At 43.4% G+C, this 18918-nt stretch carries 20 protein-coding genes and 1 pseudogene; 16 read left to right on the top strand and 5 right to left on the bottom strand.

Annotation, left to right across the window (positions count from 1 at the left end; translation table 11 throughout):
* Positions 1 to 246: 246 nt before the first annotated feature.
* The 7 genes from pyrD to rmf all read left to right on the top strand — a co-directional run bounded on the left by pyrD (position 247) and on the right by rmf (position 8820).
* Positions 247 to 1257, top strand: a complete 1011-nt coding sequence (gene pyrD / locus RXX31_RS07305; RefSeq protein ID WP_317588410.1) for a quinone-dependent dihydroorotate dehydrogenase — start codon at positions 247 to 249, stop codon at positions 1255 to 1257.
* A 165-nt stretch (positions 1258 to 1422) separates the two neighbouring features.
* Entirely contained in the window at positions 1423 to 1965 is a 543-nt protein-coding gene (locus tag RXX31_RS07300) for a cell division protein ZapC (protein WP_317588409.1), read from the top strand.
* 495 nt (positions 1966 to 2460) lie between these two features.
* Positions 2461 to 4584 carry a bifunctional 23S rRNA (guanine(2069)-N(7))-methyltransferase RlmK/23S rRNA (guanine(2445)-N(2))-methyltransferase RlmL gene (gene rlmKL, locus RXX31_RS07295; RefSeq protein ID WP_317588408.1) on the top strand — a complete coding sequence of 708 codons (2124 nt, stop codon included), beginning with the start codon at positions 2461 to 2463 and terminating at the stop codon, positions 4582 to 4584.
* A gap of 16 nt (positions 4585 to 4600) precedes the next feature.
* Positions 4601 to 4843: a glutaredoxin family protein gene (locus RXX31_RS07290; protein WP_014231884.1), complete on the top strand. Its 243-nt coding sequence runs from the start codon at positions 4601 to 4603 to the stop codon at positions 4841 to 4843.
* Positions 4821 to 6740 (top strand): ABC transporter ATP-binding protein, encoded by a 1920-nt coding sequence (locus RXX31_RS07285; protein WP_317588406.1) that lies wholly within the window; start codon positions 4821 to 4823, stop codon positions 6738 to 6740. The genes RXX31_RS07290 and RXX31_RS07285 overlap by 23 nt, the downstream gene beginning before the upstream one ends.
* 7 nt (positions 6741 to 6747) lie before the next feature.
* Entirely contained in the window at positions 6748 to 8475 is a 1728-nt protein-coding gene (locus tag RXX31_RS07280) for a DUF3466 family protein (protein ID WP_317588405.1), read from the top strand.
* 171 nt (positions 8476 to 8646) lie between these two features.
* Positions 8647 to 8820, top strand: coding sequence for a ribosome modulation factor (rmf, locus tag RXX31_RS07275; protein ID WP_014231881.1), 174 nt, complete (start codon positions 8647 to 8649; stop codon positions 8818 to 8820).
* Between the two features lie 156 nt (positions 8821 to 8976).
* Here the strand turns inward: rmf and fabA are convergent, their stop codons facing one another.
* Positions 8977 to 9495 (bottom strand): bifunctional 3-hydroxydecanoyl-ACP dehydratase/trans-2-decenoyl-ACP isomerase, encoded by a 519-nt coding sequence (gene fabA / locus RXX31_RS07270; RefSeq protein WP_264901559.1) that lies wholly within the window; start codon positions 9493 to 9495, stop codon positions 8977 to 8979.
* Between the two features lie 64 nt (positions 9496 to 9559).
* Entirely contained in the window at positions 9560 to 11206 is a 1647-nt protein-coding gene (locus tag RXX31_RS07265; protein ID WP_317588401.1) for a Lon protease family protein, read from the bottom strand.
* A gap of 211 nt (positions 11207 to 11417) precedes the next feature.
* Between RXX31_RS07265 and matP the strand changes: the two genes are divergently transcribed.
* The 9 genes from matP (at position 11418) to RXX31_RS07220 (ending at position 16454) form a co-directional block, all read left to right on the top strand.
* Complete coding sequence (matP, locus tag RXX31_RS07260; protein ID WP_317588604.1) at positions 11418 to 11867, top strand: macrodomain Ter protein MatP; 450 nt, start codon at positions 11418 to 11420, stop codon at positions 11865 to 11867.
* A gap of 10 nt (positions 11868 to 11877) precedes the next feature.
* Complete coding sequence (locus tag RXX31_RS07255) at positions 11878 to 12189, top strand: DUF3634 family protein (protein ID WP_317588399.1); 312 nt, start codon at positions 11878 to 11880, stop codon at positions 12187 to 12189.
* 120 nt (positions 12190 to 12309) lie between these two features.
* On the top strand, positions 12310 to 12630 hold the full coding sequence (locus tag RXX31_RS07250) for a hypothetical protein (protein WP_317588398.1): 321 nt from the start codon (positions 12310 to 12312) through the stop codon (positions 12628 to 12630).
* A gap of 372 nt (positions 12631 to 13002) precedes the next feature.
* Positions 13003 to 13320, top strand: a complete 318-nt coding sequence (locus RXX31_RS07245; RefSeq protein ID WP_317588397.1) for an antibiotic biosynthesis monooxygenase family protein — start codon at positions 13003 to 13005, stop codon at positions 13318 to 13320.
* Positions 13321 to 13350: 30 nt separating this feature from the next.
* Positions 13351 to 13827, top strand: a complete 477-nt coding sequence (locus RXX31_RS07240) for a GNAT family N-acetyltransferase (RefSeq protein WP_317588396.1) — start codon at positions 13351 to 13353, stop codon at positions 13825 to 13827.
* Positions 13794 to 14123, top strand: coding sequence for a GNAT family N-acetyltransferase (locus tag RXX31_RS07235; protein WP_317588395.1), 330 nt, complete (start codon positions 13794 to 13796; stop codon positions 14121 to 14123). The genes RXX31_RS07240 and RXX31_RS07235 overlap by 34 nt, the downstream gene beginning before the upstream one ends.
* Before the next feature lie 9 nt (positions 14124 to 14132).
* A complete protein-coding gene (locus tag RXX31_RS07230; RefSeq protein ID WP_317588394.1) occupies positions 14133 to 14510 on the top strand; it encodes a PH domain-containing protein in 378 nt (125 codons plus the stop codon).
* 491 nt (positions 14511 to 15001) lie between these two features.
* Positions 15002 to 15655 (top strand): hypothetical protein, encoded by a 654-nt coding sequence (locus tag RXX31_RS07225; protein ID WP_317588392.1) that lies wholly within the window; start codon positions 15002 to 15004, stop codon positions 15653 to 15655.
* Positions 15645 to 16454 (top strand): DUF3307 domain-containing protein, encoded by an 810-nt coding sequence (locus tag RXX31_RS07220; RefSeq protein WP_317588391.1) that lies wholly within the window; start codon positions 15645 to 15647, stop codon positions 16452 to 16454. Before RXX31_RS07225 ends, RXX31_RS07220 begins: the two co-directional genes overlap by 11 nt.
* Before the next feature lie 141 nt (positions 16455 to 16595).
* On the opposite strand, the pseudogene RXX31_RS24815 reads toward RXX31_RS07220, so the two are convergent.
* The 3 genes and pseudogenes from RXX31_RS24815 to RXX31_RS07210 all read right to left on the bottom strand — a co-directional run.
* A pseudogene (locus tag RXX31_RS24815) lies at positions 16596 to 16904 on the bottom strand (hypothetical protein); the annotation flags it as partial.
* Positions 16814 to 17275, bottom strand: coding sequence for a hypothetical protein (locus RXX31_RS24810; protein ID WP_411197970.1), 462 nt, complete (start codon positions 17273 to 17275; stop codon positions 16814 to 16816). The gene RXX31_RS24810 and the pseudogene RXX31_RS24815, both read right to left, overlap by 91 nt.
* Positions 17276 to 17464: 189 nt before the next feature.
* Positions 17465 to 18817 (bottom strand): ISNCY family transposase, encoded by a 1353-nt coding sequence (locus tag RXX31_RS07210; RefSeq protein WP_317588390.1) that lies wholly within the window; start codon positions 18815 to 18817, stop codon positions 17465 to 17467.
* Positions 18818 to 18918 lie beyond the last annotated feature (101 nt).

Genomic DNA, 18918 nt, shown 5'->3' with positions numbered 1-18918 from the left:
AAATTACCACATATTATGTTACGCTGTAACTTTGGTTTTAAGTTTATATCTACTGAAATCGATTGCTTTGCCATAATTAATTAGGATTTTTGTCGTCAAATAGTTATTTTAACTCACTGTTTTTATGTGATATTTGATTTTGAAAAATATGATTTTACTTAATTCGGTCATTTTCATTGAATTACGATTAAAAACAGTAAATAATATTGACCCGTTTACACGGGGCTTTTTTCTTTCGGAGGCACAATGCTTTACCGTCTAGCCAGAACTGGCTTTTTCCAACTTGATGCCGAAAAGGCACATGATCTTGCAATTAAGAATTTCCAACGCTTTAACGGCACACCTCTCGATCTTTTCTATCGTCAACAATTACCAAACCGTCCAGTAGAATGCATGGGGCTAACGTTCCGTAATCCAGTAGGTTTAGCTGCCGGTTTAGACAAAAACGGCGAATGTATCGAAGCGTTTGATGCGATGGGTTTTGGCTTCGTAGAAGTCGGTACCGTAACGCCACGTCCGCAACCAGGTAATGATAAACCACGTCTGTTTCGCCTAGTGGAAGCAGAGGGCATCATTAACCGTATGGGCTTTAACAACCTTGGTGTTGATCACTTGGTTGAGAATGTAAAGAAAGCGAAGTTCGACTGTGTACTCGGAATCAATATCGGTAAAAACAAAGACACGCCGATTGAGAAAGGGGCAGAGGACTACCTGATTTGTATGGAAAAAGTATACCAATACGCAGGTTACATCGCGGTGAATATCTCTTCTCCAAATACCCCAGGATTGCGCTCTCTTCAATATGGTGAAGCATTGGATGAGCTACTTGCAGAGTTGAAGGCAAAACAAGCAGAACTTGCAGAGAAGCATGATAAATACGTTCCATTAGCGCTGAAGATCGCGCCTGACTTGAGTGATGACGAAATCGTCCAGATTTGTGAGTCACTGATTAAGAACAACATTGATGGCGTGATAGCAACCAATACTACGTTGGATCGAACGGTTGTTGAAGGAATGAAACATGCGAATGAAGCAGGTGGCTTAAGTGGCCGTCCGGTACAATCTCGTTCTACAGAAGTGGTTCGTAAACTTCACGAAGCGCTTGGTGACAAACTTCCGATTATTGGTGTAGGTGGTATCGACTCTTATGTTGCGGCAAAAGAGAAGATGATGGCCGGAGCAAAGTTGGTTCAAGTCTATACCGGGTTTATTTACCACGGTCCAGGTTTAGTACGCGATATTGTTAAAAATCTTTAAAATATTTTAACAACTCGCTGAGTTTACATTAGTTATTACAAAAAAAGAGGATCTTGTTTCCTCTTTTTTTTTATCCGTTCATTTGTAGAATTTAAAATCATGAGTAGGTAATTAAGCGTCTTACCTCTTTACCACTGATTTAACTAGTCAAGAGAGAACGGAACAATGCTTAAACCCAGCGACAAATGGAATTGGTATTATGACGAGCATAAAGCTTGCCTAATGCTGGATTTAGGGGAGGAAATGATTTTCCAAACCAATCTAACCCGTAAGCTGTTAGTCAACTGCGCCTTCTCAAACAACGAATTTACTGTCGATGATGCCAGCGCGTTTCAGACTTATAATGAACGTATTCGCTGTCTCGATATCAGTGAATACCGTCAGGCAGAGCTAACTCTTTACTGTGTAGCTGCGAAACGTTTCCATAAGCCAGTACAACCTAAAAGTTGGTTTTTCGATGCTCAGTCTACCGGATATGAGCCAGAGGAAGGGGATATGGTCTTCCTGACTAACCAATATTCTGAAGGCGTATTCATTGTTCTGGAGCCTGGTGAAACCTCTAGTCTATGCCTTTATGTAGGGCAAGATGAGTTTGTTCTTGATGGGAATAAATCCCTACCATTCGGCCAACCGATTAAAGTGATGCATGACCGTATGGCGTGTGCCAGTCACCTGTTTGTTATGGCACCTATGGCCATGGTTGGCTAACCGATTTAACTTCTTTATTTCGTTCCTTTGTTTGCCTTAATCGACCGCTTCAGGTCGATTTTTTTTATCCGCATTCCTCACTTATTCCAGATAAACACCTCTGTAACTGTTCGTTTTTTGTGCATTTAATCATGAGGTAGGTCACTTTTATTCCACTTTTTTTTACTCAGTTTCTCCTGATGTTAGGCAACTTGGCGCTTAACATTCACCTATTTATTCCCCTATATCAACAAAATGTAATTAAATAACAACGATAAGTTCACTCTGGTATAGTCCAAAATGTACGTGAATAAGCATTCACTACCGCCATGTACTCAATGATTTGGTTCAAAAGTCGTTCAGGCAAAAGATGAGTGAAATGCAAAATGTAGGAACTTTCAGATCACGGAACTGGTGAGTGTTTGTGCTAACGAAAGGGAAAATACCTTTAAAAACGAGGCATTGATCGTAAAGTCAGGTATAATTGAAGCCATTTTTTATCAGCGAAAGAACACTATGAATCAATATCTCGCGGTAACTTCAAATGGCATGGAAAATTTGCTTGTTGAAGAACTGACTAAACTAGGCATCGAAAATGCGAAACCAGTACAGGCAGGCGTAAAATTTAAAGCGACAAACGAACAAGTTTATCGCTGTTGTTTGTGGAGCCGCTTGGCGTCTCGATTTGTACGTGTTTTATCTGAATTCACCTGCAACGATGATATGGACTTGTACCTTTCTACAATGGCCATTAACTGGGTGAACCAATTCCATAGTTCAAAGCGTTTCGTTGTCGACTTTAACGGTACAAACCGTGAAATCCGCAATAGCCAATACGGTGCGATGAAAGTAAAAGATGGCATCGTCGATTGCTTTGAAAAGAAAGGGTTACCTCGCCCAAACATCAGTAAAGAACGTCCGGATATTCGTATTCACGTTCGTCTGCACAAAGACAAAGCACTGCTGGGTGTGGATATGGTAGGTAGCGGGCTTCACCAGCGTGGTTACCGTCCGGAATCAGGTCGTGCACCGCTGCGTGAAACATTAGCTTCAGCGATTATCATGCGTTGTGGTTGGGATGGTCACCAGCCTTTACTTGATCCGATGTGTGGTTCAGGCACGCTTCTTATTGAAGCCGCGATGATGGCAGCGAATATGGCGCCTGGTGTTAAGCGCAAGCAGTGGGGGTTTGAGTCATTAGAAGACTTCGATCCCGAGATCTGGGCTGAGATTAAATCTGAGGCCAATGTTCAGGCTCGCCGTGGTGTCAAAAAAGTTGACGCGAAGTTTTTCGGCTTCGATAACGACCCTAAAGTATTGAAAGTCGCCCAAGATAACGCCCGCAGAGCAGGTGTTGAAGAGCTGATCGAATTTGCACAAGGTGATGCGGCAACCATCACTCGTCCAGCAGGGTTTGAGCATGGCGTTATTGTTTCTAACCCTCCGTATGGTGAGCGTTTAGGTACAGAGCCAGGTTTGATTGCGCTATACACCGCATTTGGTGGTCAGCTTAAGTCTGAGTTCGGCGGCTGCAAAGCGTCGATTTTCTCTAGCTCTGATGAATTGCTTAGCTGTCTTCGCATGCGTGCGGACAAACAGTTCAAGTTAAACAATGGCGCATTACAGTGTCACCAAAAAAATTACAGCATTGCAGAGCGCAGTGTTGATGAAGTGAAAGGCGCGGATACCAATGTACAAATCGCACCTGACTTCTCTAACCGCCTTAAAAAGAACATGGGTAAGATTGGTAAGTGGGCTCGTAAAGAAGAGCTAGACTGCTACCGTATTTATGATGCTGATCTACCTGAGTACAACGTGGCCATAGACGTTTATGGCGACCAAATCGTTATTCAAGAGTACGCCGCGCCTAAGAATATCCCAGAAGAAAAAGCCAAACGTCGTTTAACCGATATCATCCGTGCAACCATTCAGGTAACGGGTGTGGAAGCGAACAAAGTTGTCCTTAAAGTTCGTGAGAAACAAAAAGGCCGCAACCAGTATCAGAAACTTGGACAAGTGTCTGAAACACTCGAAGTTAATGAGTATGGTGTGAAGCTGATCGTAAATCTTCACGACTATCTTGATACAGGACTTTTCCTTGATCATAAAATCACACGTCGCCGTATTGGTGAAATGGCGAAAGGGAAAGATTTCTTAAACCTGTTCGCTTATACAGGCAGTGCAACGGTTCACGCAGCCGTAGGTGGTGCTCGTTCAACTACAACGGTTGATATGTCTAATACCTACTTAAACTGGGCGAAAGACAATATGGCGCTGAACGGTTGTGTAGGGCGCCAGCATCGTTATGAGCAAGCGGACTGCCTGCAGTGGTTAGAAAATGCAAAAGGCGAGTACGATCTTATCTTTATTGATCCACCGACGTTCTCGAACTCTAAGCGTATGGAAACGTCGTTCGATGTTCAGCGTGACCACATTAAATTGATGAAGAATCTTAAGCGTCTGTTAAGAAGTGAAGGCACTATCGTATTCTCAAACAACAAGCGTCATTTCAAGATGGATGAAGAAGCGTTGGCCGAATTAGGTCTGAAGGCGCAAAACATTTCTTCTCAAACGCTGCCGCTCGATTTTGCACGCAACAAGCAAATTCATAACTGCTGGTTAGTCACACACGCAGAGTAAACAAAAGGATTTAGATGTGCTGACATTGTATAGCACAGAGGGCTGCCATCTTTGTGAGATGGCATTCTCTCTAATAACTGAGGTCGGTCTGGCAGAACAGACTGATATCGTCGACATCGCGTTCGATGATGAACTATTTTCTCGTTACGGCGTCACGATACCCGTACTAAAATATCAAGATTCTGAGCTGAACTGGCCGTTTGACTCAGAGCAACTTACAAATTGGTTGGAAAATAATGGCATTACTTACCATTCATAATGCGCAGTTGGCATTTGGCGATCATCCGTTACTCGACCATGCAGAATTCGCCTTACAAGAAAACGAACGAGTGTGTTTAGTAGGGCGAAATGGTGCCGGTAAGTCCACGTTGATGAAAGTGCTTGCTGGCGACATTGTATTGGATGACGGCAAAATCCAAGTGACTCAGGACGTCGTTGTTTCGCGTTTAGAACAAGATCCGCCGCGTAACCAGGAAGGTACGGTTTACGAATACGTATCAGGTGGGTTAGCTGAAGTTGGCGAGCAACTAAAGATCTACCACGATCTTCTTGATCTTGTTGCGCAGGACCCAAGTGAAAAGAACATTAATCGCTTATCAAAGGTTCAGGAGCAACTTGATCATTCCAATGCATGGCGCTTTGATGATCGCGTTAACAATGTACTCGGCGCACTGAAACTTAGCCCGGAAACCAAGCTAACGGATTTATCTGGTGGCTGGCAACGTAAAGCCGCGCTTGCTCGTGCACTTGTGTGCGATCCTGATGTACTGCTTCTTGATGAGCCAACCAACCACCTTGATGTGACGACTATCGAATGGCTAGAGACTTTCCTGAAAGACTTTAAAGGTTCGATCATCTTTATTTCTCACGACCGTGCTTTCATTAAGTCGATGGCAACGCGTATCGTCGATCTGGATCGTGGTCAGCTTGCATCATTTCCTGGGGATTACGAAGGCTACCTAACTGAAAAAGAAGAAATGCTTCGCGTTGAAGAGATGCAAAACGCAGAATTCGACAAGAAACTGGCTCAGGAAGAAGTGTGGATTCGTCAGGGCATCAAAGCGCGTCGTACTCGTAACGAAGGCCGTGTGCGTGCACTGAAAAAACTCCGCGAAGAGCGCCGTGATCGTCGTGATGTGCAGGGTAAAGTTAACCTGAATATCGATGATGCCTCTCGTTCCGGTAAAATTGTCTTTGAAGCTGAAAACGTGTCATTTGCTTATGAAGGCAAGAAAATCGTTGATGACTTTAGTTTCAATATTATGCGCGGTGACCGAATCGCTCTCATTGGGCCAAATGGCTGTGGTAAGAGTACGGTTCTTAAGTTACTTTTAGGCCAGTTAGAGGCACAGTCAGGTCGTCTACATTGCGGTACTAAGCTTGAAGTCGCGTATTTCGATCAGTACCGTGAGATATTAGATCCAGAAAAGACGGTGATTGATAACTTGGCAGATGGTAAGCAAGAAGTGATGGTTGGTGGTCGTCAGCGTCATGCTCTGAGTTACCTGCAAGATTTCTTATTTGCGCCCAAACGAGCAAGAACACCGGTTAAAGCACTTTCCGGCGGTGAAAAAAACCGTCTATTATTAGCTCGTATCTTGCTGAAACCAAACAACTTACTTATTCTTGACGAACCAACCAACGATTTGGATATCGAAACGTTGGAACTTTTAGAAGAAATGCTTGCCAACTATCAGGGTACGTTACTGTTAGTCAGCCACGACCGTGAGTTTGTTGATAATACGGTCACAACAAGTTGGATCTTCGAAGGAAATGGAGTCATCGAAGAGTTTGTTGGTGGTTATCACGATGCAAGACAGCAACGTGAGCAGGTACAGGTCGCTCGTCAGTCGGCTGAAAAAGCAGCGAGTAAAGAAAAAGTGGTTGAGGAAACTCCCAAAACACCTCAGCCTAAGAACAACTCGAAGAAATTATCATATAAGCTGCAAAGAGAACTAGAAGCTCTTCCAGCTAAACTAGAACAATTAGAGTCGGATATTGAGACGTTGCAAGAACAAGTGAATGATCCGGAATTTTTCGCTAAATCTGTAGAACAAACTCAACCGGTATTGGAACAGCTTGCTGCTCTTGAGCAGGAGTTGGAAATCGCATTCGAGAGATGGGAAGAACTCGAAGCAATGCAACAGGATAGTTAAGAATTCAATGAATTGTAGTCACAAATTCAAACTAACTGCCATCGCGATGATGGTGGGTTCATCAATGAGTGCAAACGCTGCATTGTATCAAGTTATCGAAGTTTCACCTGAAGATCATGGTTCCAACGGTGACTATCAAAGCGCTTATGGTGTCGCGATTCAGCAGGGTGATGTTGAGATTGATGCATCTACGGGCTCTCCATTTGCTCTAGGGTGTTTTGATTCGACAGCAAACTGTACGGCAGAGCAATTTAAGCTAGCGGTAGAGACTCGTACAACACCTCTATCGGCAGGTCAGGCGATAGATGGTATTAGCTATCGTGAAGAAGTGCCATTTGGAATGGACTCTCGATTTGCTTATGTAGACGATCGCGATGACTTTGAAACTTACTGTTATTACAACCTTGGGTACAATACGTGTGAGACATGGTCTGCGGTCAATTTTGCCCCTTGGAATAACGAGCGTTATAAAGACTTTACCTCTAATGCCCTCGCATTCGTAGAAGGTGATAGCGCGGCGTATACAAATGAGTACAACAACGTTATCAACAGTCTAACGGCAAACGGTGAAGCAGTTGGTAACCAAAGCGTAATCAGTGCGGAAGATTCCTCTACGCTAGAAACGCGTAACAGGGTTGTTGCTCCGGTTACTCCGACTATCGTAACGGAAGAAGATCAGGCAGCGGTTGTAGAAAGCCATGCGTGGAAAACAGATGGTACTTTCACATCGGGTAGTGTCTCTCGTACAGCGAGTAATACTAATGGTACCCACCATACTTCCAAAGCCGCAATCTGGGATCAAGAAGGTAATGTATCTGAGCTGTCGTGGCCAAGTAATTCATCAAGAGAAAATGAAAGGTTAGCGCAAGGTAGCATGCGCGATTTCATCGTTGATGATACGACAATATATGGTGTTGGTTACAACACCTACGATTCAGATCGTAACTACTTAAATGCAACAGTATTTGTTGGTACGCTAGAGCCTGAATCATCGATTGCAAACGTTACTTGGTCGAACAAATCGGTAGTTGGTGCACGCCAGAGAGAAGACGGTGACACCATCCACTCGAACTCACGTCTGACAGCCGTTAACTCAAACTTTGTTGCTATTGGTGAGGCTAAGCGTAGTACGGTTGAAGCTGGTGCGTATGCAAATCGCTTGTTTATCGTACCGGATGTTCGTTCTGACTCTATAAGCGCTGTGTATCCAAACTCTGGCATCTTCTTTAATGGTGCGGGCGGTAAAATGGGTGGTATCAACGCTTATAATGAAATTGTTGGTCAGATAGATGCTGACTCTACGCGTGAAGATGATGGTAAGCCACGTCGTAAGCGCGGATTCATTTACCCATATAGCGCAGACGGTGCAGCAAGCGAACGTGCTGAATCACTATTTGGTGGTCAGGCATGGCTCCTCGATACGCTGACTAACGGTGGTGAATACTCCGACACGAACAACGAATTCCGTATCATCGATGCAACAGACATTAACGATGCTGGTGTTATTTCTGGTACTGCGCTGAAGTGTGCCGGTGGCTATAACTCTACTGCCCACAACGCCTCGTGTGATGGCACAGAAGAAATTGTTGCTGTGAAGCTACTGCCAATTCCGAATCAAACTCAGGACAATATCGTGTCTCGAAGCGTGGAAGGAGAGACTGCAACCCGTGAAGGTGCCGGCCTTGGTTGGTTAGCTTTGACCATGCTTGGCTTATTTGGGTTCCGTAGAAAATAGTTAAAAAATTTTAATACAAGCACAGACTCACAGATTTGAGTCTGTGCTTTTTTTATGCCTTGAGAAAATCCCAAAGTTGATCGATTCTTGTAGTTGGAGTCATAAAAACTCCATTAAAGTTTCACAAAAACAGAAGCAATTTTTCAAATGGATCTGTATGAGGAATTACCTATGAAGAGACAAAAGCGTGATCGCCTAGAACGAGCTCAATCTCAAGGCTATAAAGCTGGGTTGAATGGAAGGTCCCAAGAGGCTTGCCCGTATCAACAAGTTGATGCTCGGTCGTATTGGTTAGGTGGTTGGCGTGATGCCAGAGACGAAAAAAACTCTGGTCTCTATAAATAATAACTCCCACATACAATAGAAGGATTTGAAAGGGCTCTTTAAGGAGCCTTTTCTGCATTCTGCAGCATGAGAAAATTGGTATCGCGAAGTGCAAAAATATGAGATACAAAAAAGGCTCCAACCGGAGCCCTTTAAGAGATAGCAGAAAATCTTAGCTTAGAAGTTCGAGGTGTCCTGGAACAAACCAACTTTAAGATCTTTCGCTACGTAGATTTCTTTACCGTCTACCAATACACGGCCATCTGCCAGACCCATAACAAGCTTACGGTTTACAACGCGCTTCATGTGGATTTCGTAGGTTACTTTTTTCGCTGTTGGCAGGATCTGGCCTGTAAATTTCACTTCACCTACACCCAGAGCACGGCCTTTACCTTCACCGCCAATCCAGCCTAGGTAGAAACCAACTAGCTGCCACATTGCGTCTAAGCCAAGACAACCTGGCATTACCGGGTCACCAGGGAAGTGGCAATCAAAGAACCAAAGATCTGGAGTAATATCCAATTCCGCTAGAATTAAGCCTTTACCAAAGTCACCTTCCGTTTCTGACATTTTGGTAATACGATCCATCATAAGCATGTTTGGCGCAGGTAGTTGTGGGCGTCCTGGGCCGAAAAGCTCACCTTGGCTCGAAGCTAGAAGATCATCACGATTATAAGAATCACGTTTGTTTTGCATTATCAATCACTCCAATTTTTGACAGATGCATCTTAGTGAACACGTGTACGCTAAACAACTCCGATCAGTTCGAAACAAACCAGTTTTTGATACGCTGCACAAATCCTTCCGTGTGTTCATGTCTTTCAAAGTTTTCAATACGTTCAGCAATTTTTCCAATAATGCTGTCGTCTTCGCCACGGAATGGTTTACCCATTAAGATAGGAATGGCTTCATCGACAGTCGATACTGACCAAATGTTGAACTCTCCATTCTGTATGCTTTCTATGACGCTTTTATGTAAGGCTAAGTGCTTAAGATTCGTCTTAGGCAGAATCACCCCCTGATGCCCAGTAAAACCCTGATGCTTACAAACCTGATAGAAGCCTTCAATTTTCTCATTCAAACCACCAACGGCCTGAACGCGGCCAAATTGGTCTACTGCGCCTGTGACTGCAATTTGTTGATCCACTGGACATTCAGACAGAGCACTCACCAAACAACACAATTCAGCGAGCGAGGCACTATCGCCATCAACTTCACTATAGGACTGTTCAAACACAATCGAAGCGGCGTAGGGCAATGGCTCATCAAAGTTTAGCGCAGAACTCAGGAACGCCTGCATGATCATCATACCTTTAGCGTGTAAATTACCGCCAAGTTCAGCTTTACGCTCTACATCGGAAACATCACCGTCACCAAAGTGAATCACACAGGAGATACGTGCAGGCTCACCGTAAGAAACCGGGTGACCCGCCATATCGATGACCGTTAAGCCATTAATCTGTCCAACTTGTTCACCCGTTGTTTCAATGATCACCTGACCATCAAGAATGTCGTACACGGCGCGTTGTGGTAGGTAAGATTCACGATAGTATTTATCATCAATTGCGTGGTCTATTGCTTTGAAGTCAATTACCTCACCATCACGGTGTTGGCTGGCCAGGGTTAAAAGCTGACAATGCCACATGATACCAAGCGGAAGGTAATGCTGGTCTTCCATTTCACGCATGCCTGCGAGCATCAGCCTTTTATAAGCGTCTGTATCTAAACTTGGTAGGTTGTATTCCGTACATAACCAATTCACAAACCCCAAGTACGAAGACAAATTGTCCTGAGACAAATGGATGTCTTCCTCAACCTCGGTATACATACTAAGGCCAGAAGAGAAATCCTCATCAACATATTCAAGTTCGGCTAACTGGCTTCGGTCACCTGTAACAATAAGCTTAACGTCATAGCTGTTTGATGCCACTGCAGAGGCTGCAATACGTGTAGGGCTCATGTTCATCGGTGTAAAAGGTTGTTTTTGAATCGCAGACTTAATGCTTGGCCAGTATCCTGGGTTGGCCAGAATCAAATTTGCTGGAACCATCAGATAACCACCATGGGCTTGAGCAATGAGGCCCGGCTCTAACGTCACTTCGCCATTTTCAGAGATACTGTAACGATTAAACAAGTGTTTCGCATCGAGCGATTCGGTCGTAACTACTGGCGAAGAAGCGTTATGTTCGACCGCCTTACTGATAAACCCACGGTATATAGAGTTATCAACGCAATTAATCAGCAGGATTCGGGTAAGGCCACCAAGTTTTGTGAAACGAGAGATAGTGGCGGACATTCGAGGTTGTAGATCAACAAATGTCTTCTTTGGTAATGTCGAAGCGGACTTCAATAATGCTTCGTATTGATCAAACGAAGGTGTAACGTCTTGCCAGTTAAGTTGGTTCATTAAAATTCATCATCATTTAATTTGGCGCCATTATAGCGAAACCGCTAATAACTCCCTAGTCCGAATTTCTACAATCACGCCAAAGAGATAATTAGCTTGTGTAAGACTTAGACAAATGAGTGATCAGCATCGATACTTCTTAGAGATTTGTTTGCTGATCTTAAATAACTGGGTTACGCTGTCACTAGGTGAGAGTTATGGGTCGGAAAGGATGAAATATCAGCAACTTGAAAATTTGGAATGTGGGTGGAAGTGGAACTATCTGATCAAGAAATGGAAAGATGGAGAAGCGATAACGCGTCACATTGACACCAGCGAAGCAGATGCCGCAGTAGCAGAGCTACGAGGCCTTGAGCACGAGCCTACACAAGTATTGGCATGGATTGATAACCACATGTCTGAAGAGCTTGAGAACAAGCTCAAACAAGCGATACGTGCTAAACGCAAACGTCATTTCAATGCTGAGCAAGTTCATACTAAGAAGAAGTCCATCGATTTGGATTACCGGGTTTGGGAAAAGCTATCCAGCCGAGCGAATGATTTAGGTTGTACATTATCTGATGCGATTGAATATTTACTGTCCGAAGCATCACGAAGTGAAAAGGCAAGTCAGAAGGTAACTTCACTTAAAGAAGACTTGAGTAAGCTGCTATCCAGTTAAGGAGTACTAAATGTTATACGTAATATTGATTGCTGCTGTTGTTATCTTTTGGCTGATTGCGGTTGACCGGCCGATACTCAAGGTATCGTTTGATGAAGGGCGTATCAGTAAAGTGAAAGGCCATATTCCACCGTCTTTTAAACACAACTTGGAAGATATCAGTGAACATAATCCGTTTACCGGTGAGATGAAAGTTTATAGCCAGCGTACAGGTATGCGATTGGTCTTTTCTAAAGACGTACCGAAGAAGACCCAGCAAAGAATTCGCAATGTCTTTCCTCACCAAGGCTTTAAAACCTCGAAAGGCAAAAAGCGCGCTTAGTATACACATCAATTACTTCTCCATGTTAAGTGGGACGCAAAATCGCGTCCCATTTTTGTATTCCAAACGTAGAAAACTAACATAACTCTATATTTCTCAGATGGTTATATGGAGTTTGATATGCGATACGTTGTCACTTTATTGGCTTTGGCACTTTTTAGTGCTCCGACGTTTGCGGATGATTCACAAACCAATCCGGTTGCGAAAAAGATTAAAAATAAGCTTCAGCGAAAAGTAAGTAACAAGTTCGATGAGTATCAGGGCTATTGCGATGTGATGATTGAAATGGAGCATAAGGGAAGTAAAGCATCCATTAAGCGAGTATCAGGGACAGGCGATCAAACCGTGTGTCGGTATGTTAAATCCAACTTAAAAGTCGGCAAGCGATTTAGGTATAAGTTTCCCGAGAAGTATATCCGACTCCATATCACGACAAATTAAACAAAACCGGATCATTTTGCTTTGGCTCTAAAGGTTCGTAGCAATAATGAAAACGAATGCGAAACCTTGCGACAAGCTTCGTAACCCTACAAATGACGGTTTACACAACGAGCGCACTGCTCATAACATAGCTAAGTCGATTGGCCTCGACTGGCTTACAAATTTGAGTCGTAATTACTGTCCAAATCTTAAGCCAACTTAAAAGCCGAACCTTAGCGATGGGGTTCGGCTTTTAGTTATGGATCTCACTCCAAGGTTCAACCGCTTGTCTGAGTTTGCTTTAGAGGTGGTGTTAGTATAAAAGTCACAGTCACTTCAGTGAGATTTTGCATGATGCGAGATCTCGACGACCTAAACAATCAAGGAAGACATATGTTTATCGCTGTTTATGAGTTCGAAATTAAGGAAGGGACAGAAACGTTATTTCGTAATGCATGGCTGGAAGTCACTAAAGCCATTTATCAGCACTGTGGAAGTTTCGGATCCAGGCTTCATACTTCAGACACTCCTAATATTTTGATCGGCTATGCACAATGGCCAAGCCGTGAGCAATGGGAAAAAGACAGCGAACTTACCGACGCGCTTTATCAAAAAGCACGGAATGAAATGCATGATTGTCTGGTTCAATCTAAAACGGTTTATAAACTAGAAGTTTGCGATGATTACCTGCAAACTGAATTAGCTTCCTAGTTGAATAGTGCTTTGAGCCAGAGGTAAACAATGAAGTTAGTCGAGTTTAAACAAGCTCACTTTGATCTCCTGGTGGAATGGATTAAAACCGATGAGTTGAATTACTTATGGGGTGGGCCAGCATATACCTTTCCGTTAACTGCAACTCAAATTAAACGCCACTGTGCTCAACCAGAAGTTCATCCTTATCTTTTCTCCGTTAATGATCAAAACGCAGGATTTATCGAACTGTATAAAGTTTCAGACGATCATTACCGGATCTGCCGTGTCTTCATCAGCGATGCGTTTCGTGGTTTAGGTTTAGCGAAAGAAATGATGTCGCTAGCAATTGAAAAAGCGCGAAAGGACTTGTCTGCAGAAATGCTCAGTTTGGCGGTATTTGAGCATAATACGGCGGCTAGAAAGTGTTATGAAGCGTTGGGTTTTACCACGTTAACGATTGAGTCGGGCACGCGATACTTTAACGGTGAGTCATGGAAATTACTGCGCATGGAAAAGACGTTTTAGTATCTTTCGTGTACGACTTACTTTTTAGCACACATAGTTTTGCCTATTTAGCCTTCCGCAACCCGTTCATCATCAACCTCTTTTATCTAAAACCGGAGTTTCGAGGCCAAGGTTTAGGAAGCGAGTTGCAAGACTTCATATTTTCACAATTAAAATCTGCCAAATGCCAGTATGTCCAGTTAAGGTATTTACCAGCCAATAGCCAAGGTGTTGCGTTCTATCGTAAACATGGCTGGAAAGACGTTGGTGAGATGGATACACGAGGGCAACTGGCTCAAAAACGCATACCTGAATAGGAGATAGTCATGATCGATTTTGAAAACTCATCGGTGTTTAAGCTAAAACCGATTGAAGAATCGAAGGTGAGAGAAGATTTCTACAAGTTTCTGATTGATGGCGAAGAAATCATTGCCGCTTTCAAAAGTATCCGCGATCAAGTGGTTTTCACTAACAAACGAGTTATTGCCGCGAACGTTCAGGGGATTACAGGCTCAAAAGTGGACTACACATCGTTGCCGTATGGCAAGGTAAACGCGTTCTCTGTAGAAACGTCCGGCACATTGGATCTGGATTGTGAGATCGAGCTTTACCTGAGCGAGGTTGGCAAAGTACTGTTTGAGATTAAAGGCTCTTTTGACCTGGTAACTTTTAATAAACACATCAGCCAATGTGTGATGGGCTAACAAGCTCACTAGAGAGATTCGACACGCATGGCATTGGGGCGTTGTTTCACTCAGTTTCTGTGGTAGCTGGTGGTGCTTAGGGGGCTCGGCTTTTACCAAATACCGCTTGTTGTAATGGCTAGGAGAGAATCGCTTTGAAGTGATAGCCCGATTGTTTTTCAGCTATTTTATTTTGAATATCACATTTAATAAGATGGGGTAGGCATGAAACTAGAATATTACGTAAACGATATAGCTCAAGATAAAAGAACTTGGTGCAAGTGACGTCGTCAATATTCCAGTTTTAAGTTTTTTTTGGACACAGTCACTGTGTTGAGACCATTTTAAAGATTAATTTTGGAATGAGTCAACGCTGAACAGTTAGATTCTTGCATCTAAAATATCACACTTAGACTTATGCATCTAAATTTGCCTATTTAGACTTATAAATCTAAAATAATCATATTAGATTCATGCATCAAAGTGATGTTCATTGTGCTTTTGAGGTGAAAATGGAGCGGAACGAGAACTACATTGCTGTGATCAGTGGTGACATAGTTAAATCGACTAAGCTATCGACAGAAGAGTATAGCGATTTATTAAAAAGGATTAAGGCTATCCAAGATTTGATTTCAAAGGACTATAACGGGAACTCAAGCGTCATCCTGCGTGGAGATGAGTTTCAGTTCATTGTCCTGAACCCTGAGAAAAGCTTGATATATGCTCTTATCATTAAGGTAGCAATCAAGGCACTTGGTAAGCAGTTTGATAGTCGTATCTCTTTTGCTATCGGCCAAGGGGCTGATTTAGGTGAATCTATCCATGAGTCGATGGGTGAAGCATTCACTCTCTCTGGTAGACGATTAAAAGAAATGAAGTCAGAGCGGTTTGTCTTTACTGCTGCTGGATCAATAGCCATCTCACAAGAGTTTCAACTTTTATTTCAGTACCTTGATAAGCAACTTTCCGACCTCTCTACTAGGCAATGTGAAGTACTGTTACCAGTCTTGCAAGCGGGTCGCACCCCATCTCTTAAAGACTTATCGGAGAAGCTTGATGTTACTGGCCCTACGATAAGCGTATCTCTAAAAACTTCGGGTTATCATCTGATGAATGAGCTAAACATGTTGTTTGTAGACAAGTTCAAGGGACTGAATGATGACTGATTTTTTTGGTGTATTAACACTGTTTTTGATCTCCCACATATTTGCAGATTTCCCTTTACAACCTGATTCTTGGGTAAAGGCTAAGAAAGATAAAATGGCTAAAGCTCTTGAGCTGTACATGCACGTAGCGTTGCATGGCGCCATTCAGGTGATCCCAGCCCTCATTATTGGTCTAGATTGGCAATCAACGTTTAGCTTGGTGCTACTTGTCGCAGTAAGTCACTTCTTTATCGATTGGGTTAAAGCAGTGTTTGATAACTACGCTGATAAGGAGGGAAATGACCTGCCACAAAAAGGATATAAATTGAGATACTTCCTAATTGACCAATTGGCGCATATTTTTGTTCTGGCGGCCATCGCCGTCCATGTTGTTGGTGGAGTGTCGATACAAAGCGTTTTTGAGCATGAGCGATTCCTTGATGGTGCAATGGTGCTGCTTGGATATATGTTGCTCTTAAAGCCGACGTCTATATTGATTGGCACTGTGCTTCAAAAGTATCCATTGAGTAAGAATGCAACCGATGAAAACTCAGAACTCCCTGATGATGGTCTCGATAAGGCAGGCGAATTCATAGGATATTTAGAGCGTTCGCTGATATTCACCTTTACGTTGGCTGGCAGCTACGCGGCCGTTGGTTTTGTGTTGGCCGCTAAATCGATATTCAGGTTTGGCGAGTTGAATGCGAAAAATAACCGAGGATTAACAGAATACGTCCTTATTGGGAGTTTGTTGTCGGTGGTAATAGCGACACTGGTTGGAACCTTAATTTCGCTCGCGATTGGATATCAAATTAAGTAAAAGGATTAGTTGCAGCTCCTTATGTATCGTGGAAGATGTCCACTACGTCGTTACGCTCGATGATTTGGAAAGGTTTATCACTTGAATCTGACTCAGTGGTATGGCTACCAGTTACAAAAGGTAGCTCTTGGCCAACGCTAATCAGTCTATCTTGGGAAGGTTAAAAAGAGTAGGTGGGTTACGTTTTACTGTTAGACGCTTTGAACATTTTTGAAGTGAGAGTGCTGGATTTATGGCTCGAAGTTGTTCCTGTAAGGCTCTTTGTTGAGCTCTGCGTTTAGGGGCTTTCTTGCTTCTAGTGCGTTTCTGTTGTTGCACAAATTCTTCTTGTTGCTGCTGGGCAAATTTTAGGACTTGTCCTAACCGCTTGTTGTCGACGATTTGAGTCTGTTGAACGTGCTCAAGCTTATCAAAGGTTTTGAATTCCAGCTTTCTGTGACCGTAAACAAATGTGGTACCCAGAGACCATCAGCAATCATCCAACTTCGTAAGGTCTCGTTGGATATCGGAAGATTATGTAACTCAGATAATTTTTCTCTGGCGAGTGTTGGAAAAAAGTCCGAGTACTTATCACGAACCAACTTTAAAATTGTATCTCGATAGTCGCTGGGATAACGGTTGTTACTTGGCTTACCTCGAGCTTGGTGAGCCAGTCCTGCAAGGCCAAATTCTGGCAGACGATTCATCAGTCGCTGTCGCTGTACTTGGAGAACACTCAAATCAAGAATGTCTGCCGCATCGACTCGGCGGATTCGACGATCACAAACATCCTGGATTACTTTAAAGCGATTGATATCAGAGTCATTCATAGTCACTAGCATCTTCATCATGTCCTTAGCACAAATTCGAAGTAAATAAGGACTAGTAATTGTATGCTAAAGAGACATTTTAACTTTGTTAAATAGTGACATTACAACTTTGCTCCTACAGCCCCTGTTATTCCCACTTTAAAATGTCCTATTGTCAGCAAAGTAGAAATGTCCGCTAGATAAATTGAACGAGTAGGAGAGTCAACGTTTATTGGTACTGGCTTTGAAGGCCTCAGGGTTGATTAATACCGGGTTGATGATTCGTAACTTCTCCTGGAGTGCTCGTTGTTGAGCCCGTCGTCTTGGGGCACTTTTGCTGCGTGTGCGTTTCTGTTGTTGCTCGAATTCTTCTTGTTGCAGTTGGGCAAATTTTAGGACTTGTCCTAACCGCTTGTTGTCGACGATTTGAGTCTGTTGAACGTGCTCAAGCTTATCGAAAGTTTTGAAACGGAGTTTGCGATGGCCGTAAAGAATGGCGATGTCGCCGTTTGGGTAGTCCAATACTTTGACGTTCTCATGCACCAGTCGGGCGTTTTCTTCCGTATTTTCAATTAAGTAAACCACTTTATCGTACTGAAAGGTCAATGAGTTGGAGAGTTTACGTATTTCCTGCCAACTGAAGATATCGTCCAATTCTTCGGAGGTTTCCCGAACTTTACGGTGCATGTCTTTTGGATAGAGCGCCGGTTTGGCGAAGCGTCGGTTAAAATCAGCGATGAAGTAGGGAAGCCAGGCATTGGCTTGTTCCATGCTATCAATGCCTTGCAACCGCATTTCTTTCACTAAGCGATCCTGTAACGTTTGATTGGCTCGCTCGACACGACCTTTGGCCTGCGAGCTATTGGCACAAATCAGTTCTATACCCAGTTCACTCAATATACGCCCATACTGGGTCTGACCAACTTGCTTGTGTTTTTCCTGGTTGACCCGAAATATCGAGTGCTTGTCACTATAGAATGCCACCGGTTTACCATGTTCGTTGAGGTATTCTCGTGTTGCGACCATATAGTCGAAGGCGGATTCAGTCTCGCTAAAACGCAGGTTCATCAGGCGACCGGTCGCATCATCGATGAAGACCAGTAAGCAACATTTATCGCTGCGTCCTTCAAACCAGTCATGATGAGAGCCATCAATCTGGATGAGTTCACCAAAGCAGTCGCGGCGATAACGAGGCTGATAAACACGGGGCTTACGTTGTGAATGTCGTACCCAGAGACCATCGACAATCATCCATTGACGGAGAGTTTCAAGTGATACATTGATATGATGTTGTTCTGTTAACTTTTCATGCGCGAACGTGGGACCAAAGTCCGGATACCGCTCAGAAAGGATGTTCAACGCCTGGGCTTTTACTTTGTCATCGATTCGATTGGATGAAGGTTTGCCTCGGTTGCCGTGTGCCAAAGAAGCCGCACCGAACGTGAGAAAAGACTTTATCAGCCGGGAGAGTTGCCGATAACTGATACCAAGAATTCGCGACGCATCTTGACGAGAAAGATTACAGTGCAAGACATCTTGGATGACAGAAAATCGTTGTAGTTCGCGATCGTTCATGGCTATTAGCATCCTTAAACCTCCAAGCGAATATAGGACAAATTCACTTGGTAATATTAGGACATTATAGCTTTGTGTTTACACCTTAAGTTCGCATTATG

Source organism: Vibrio sp. EA2, from assembly GCF_033042495.1.
Classification (GTDB): Bacteria; Pseudomonadota; Gammaproteobacteria; order Enterobacterales; family Vibrionaceae; genus Vibrio.
The sequence above is the reverse complement of the archived record's forward strand: the minus strand, read 5'-3'. Positions and strand labels throughout refer to the sequence as shown.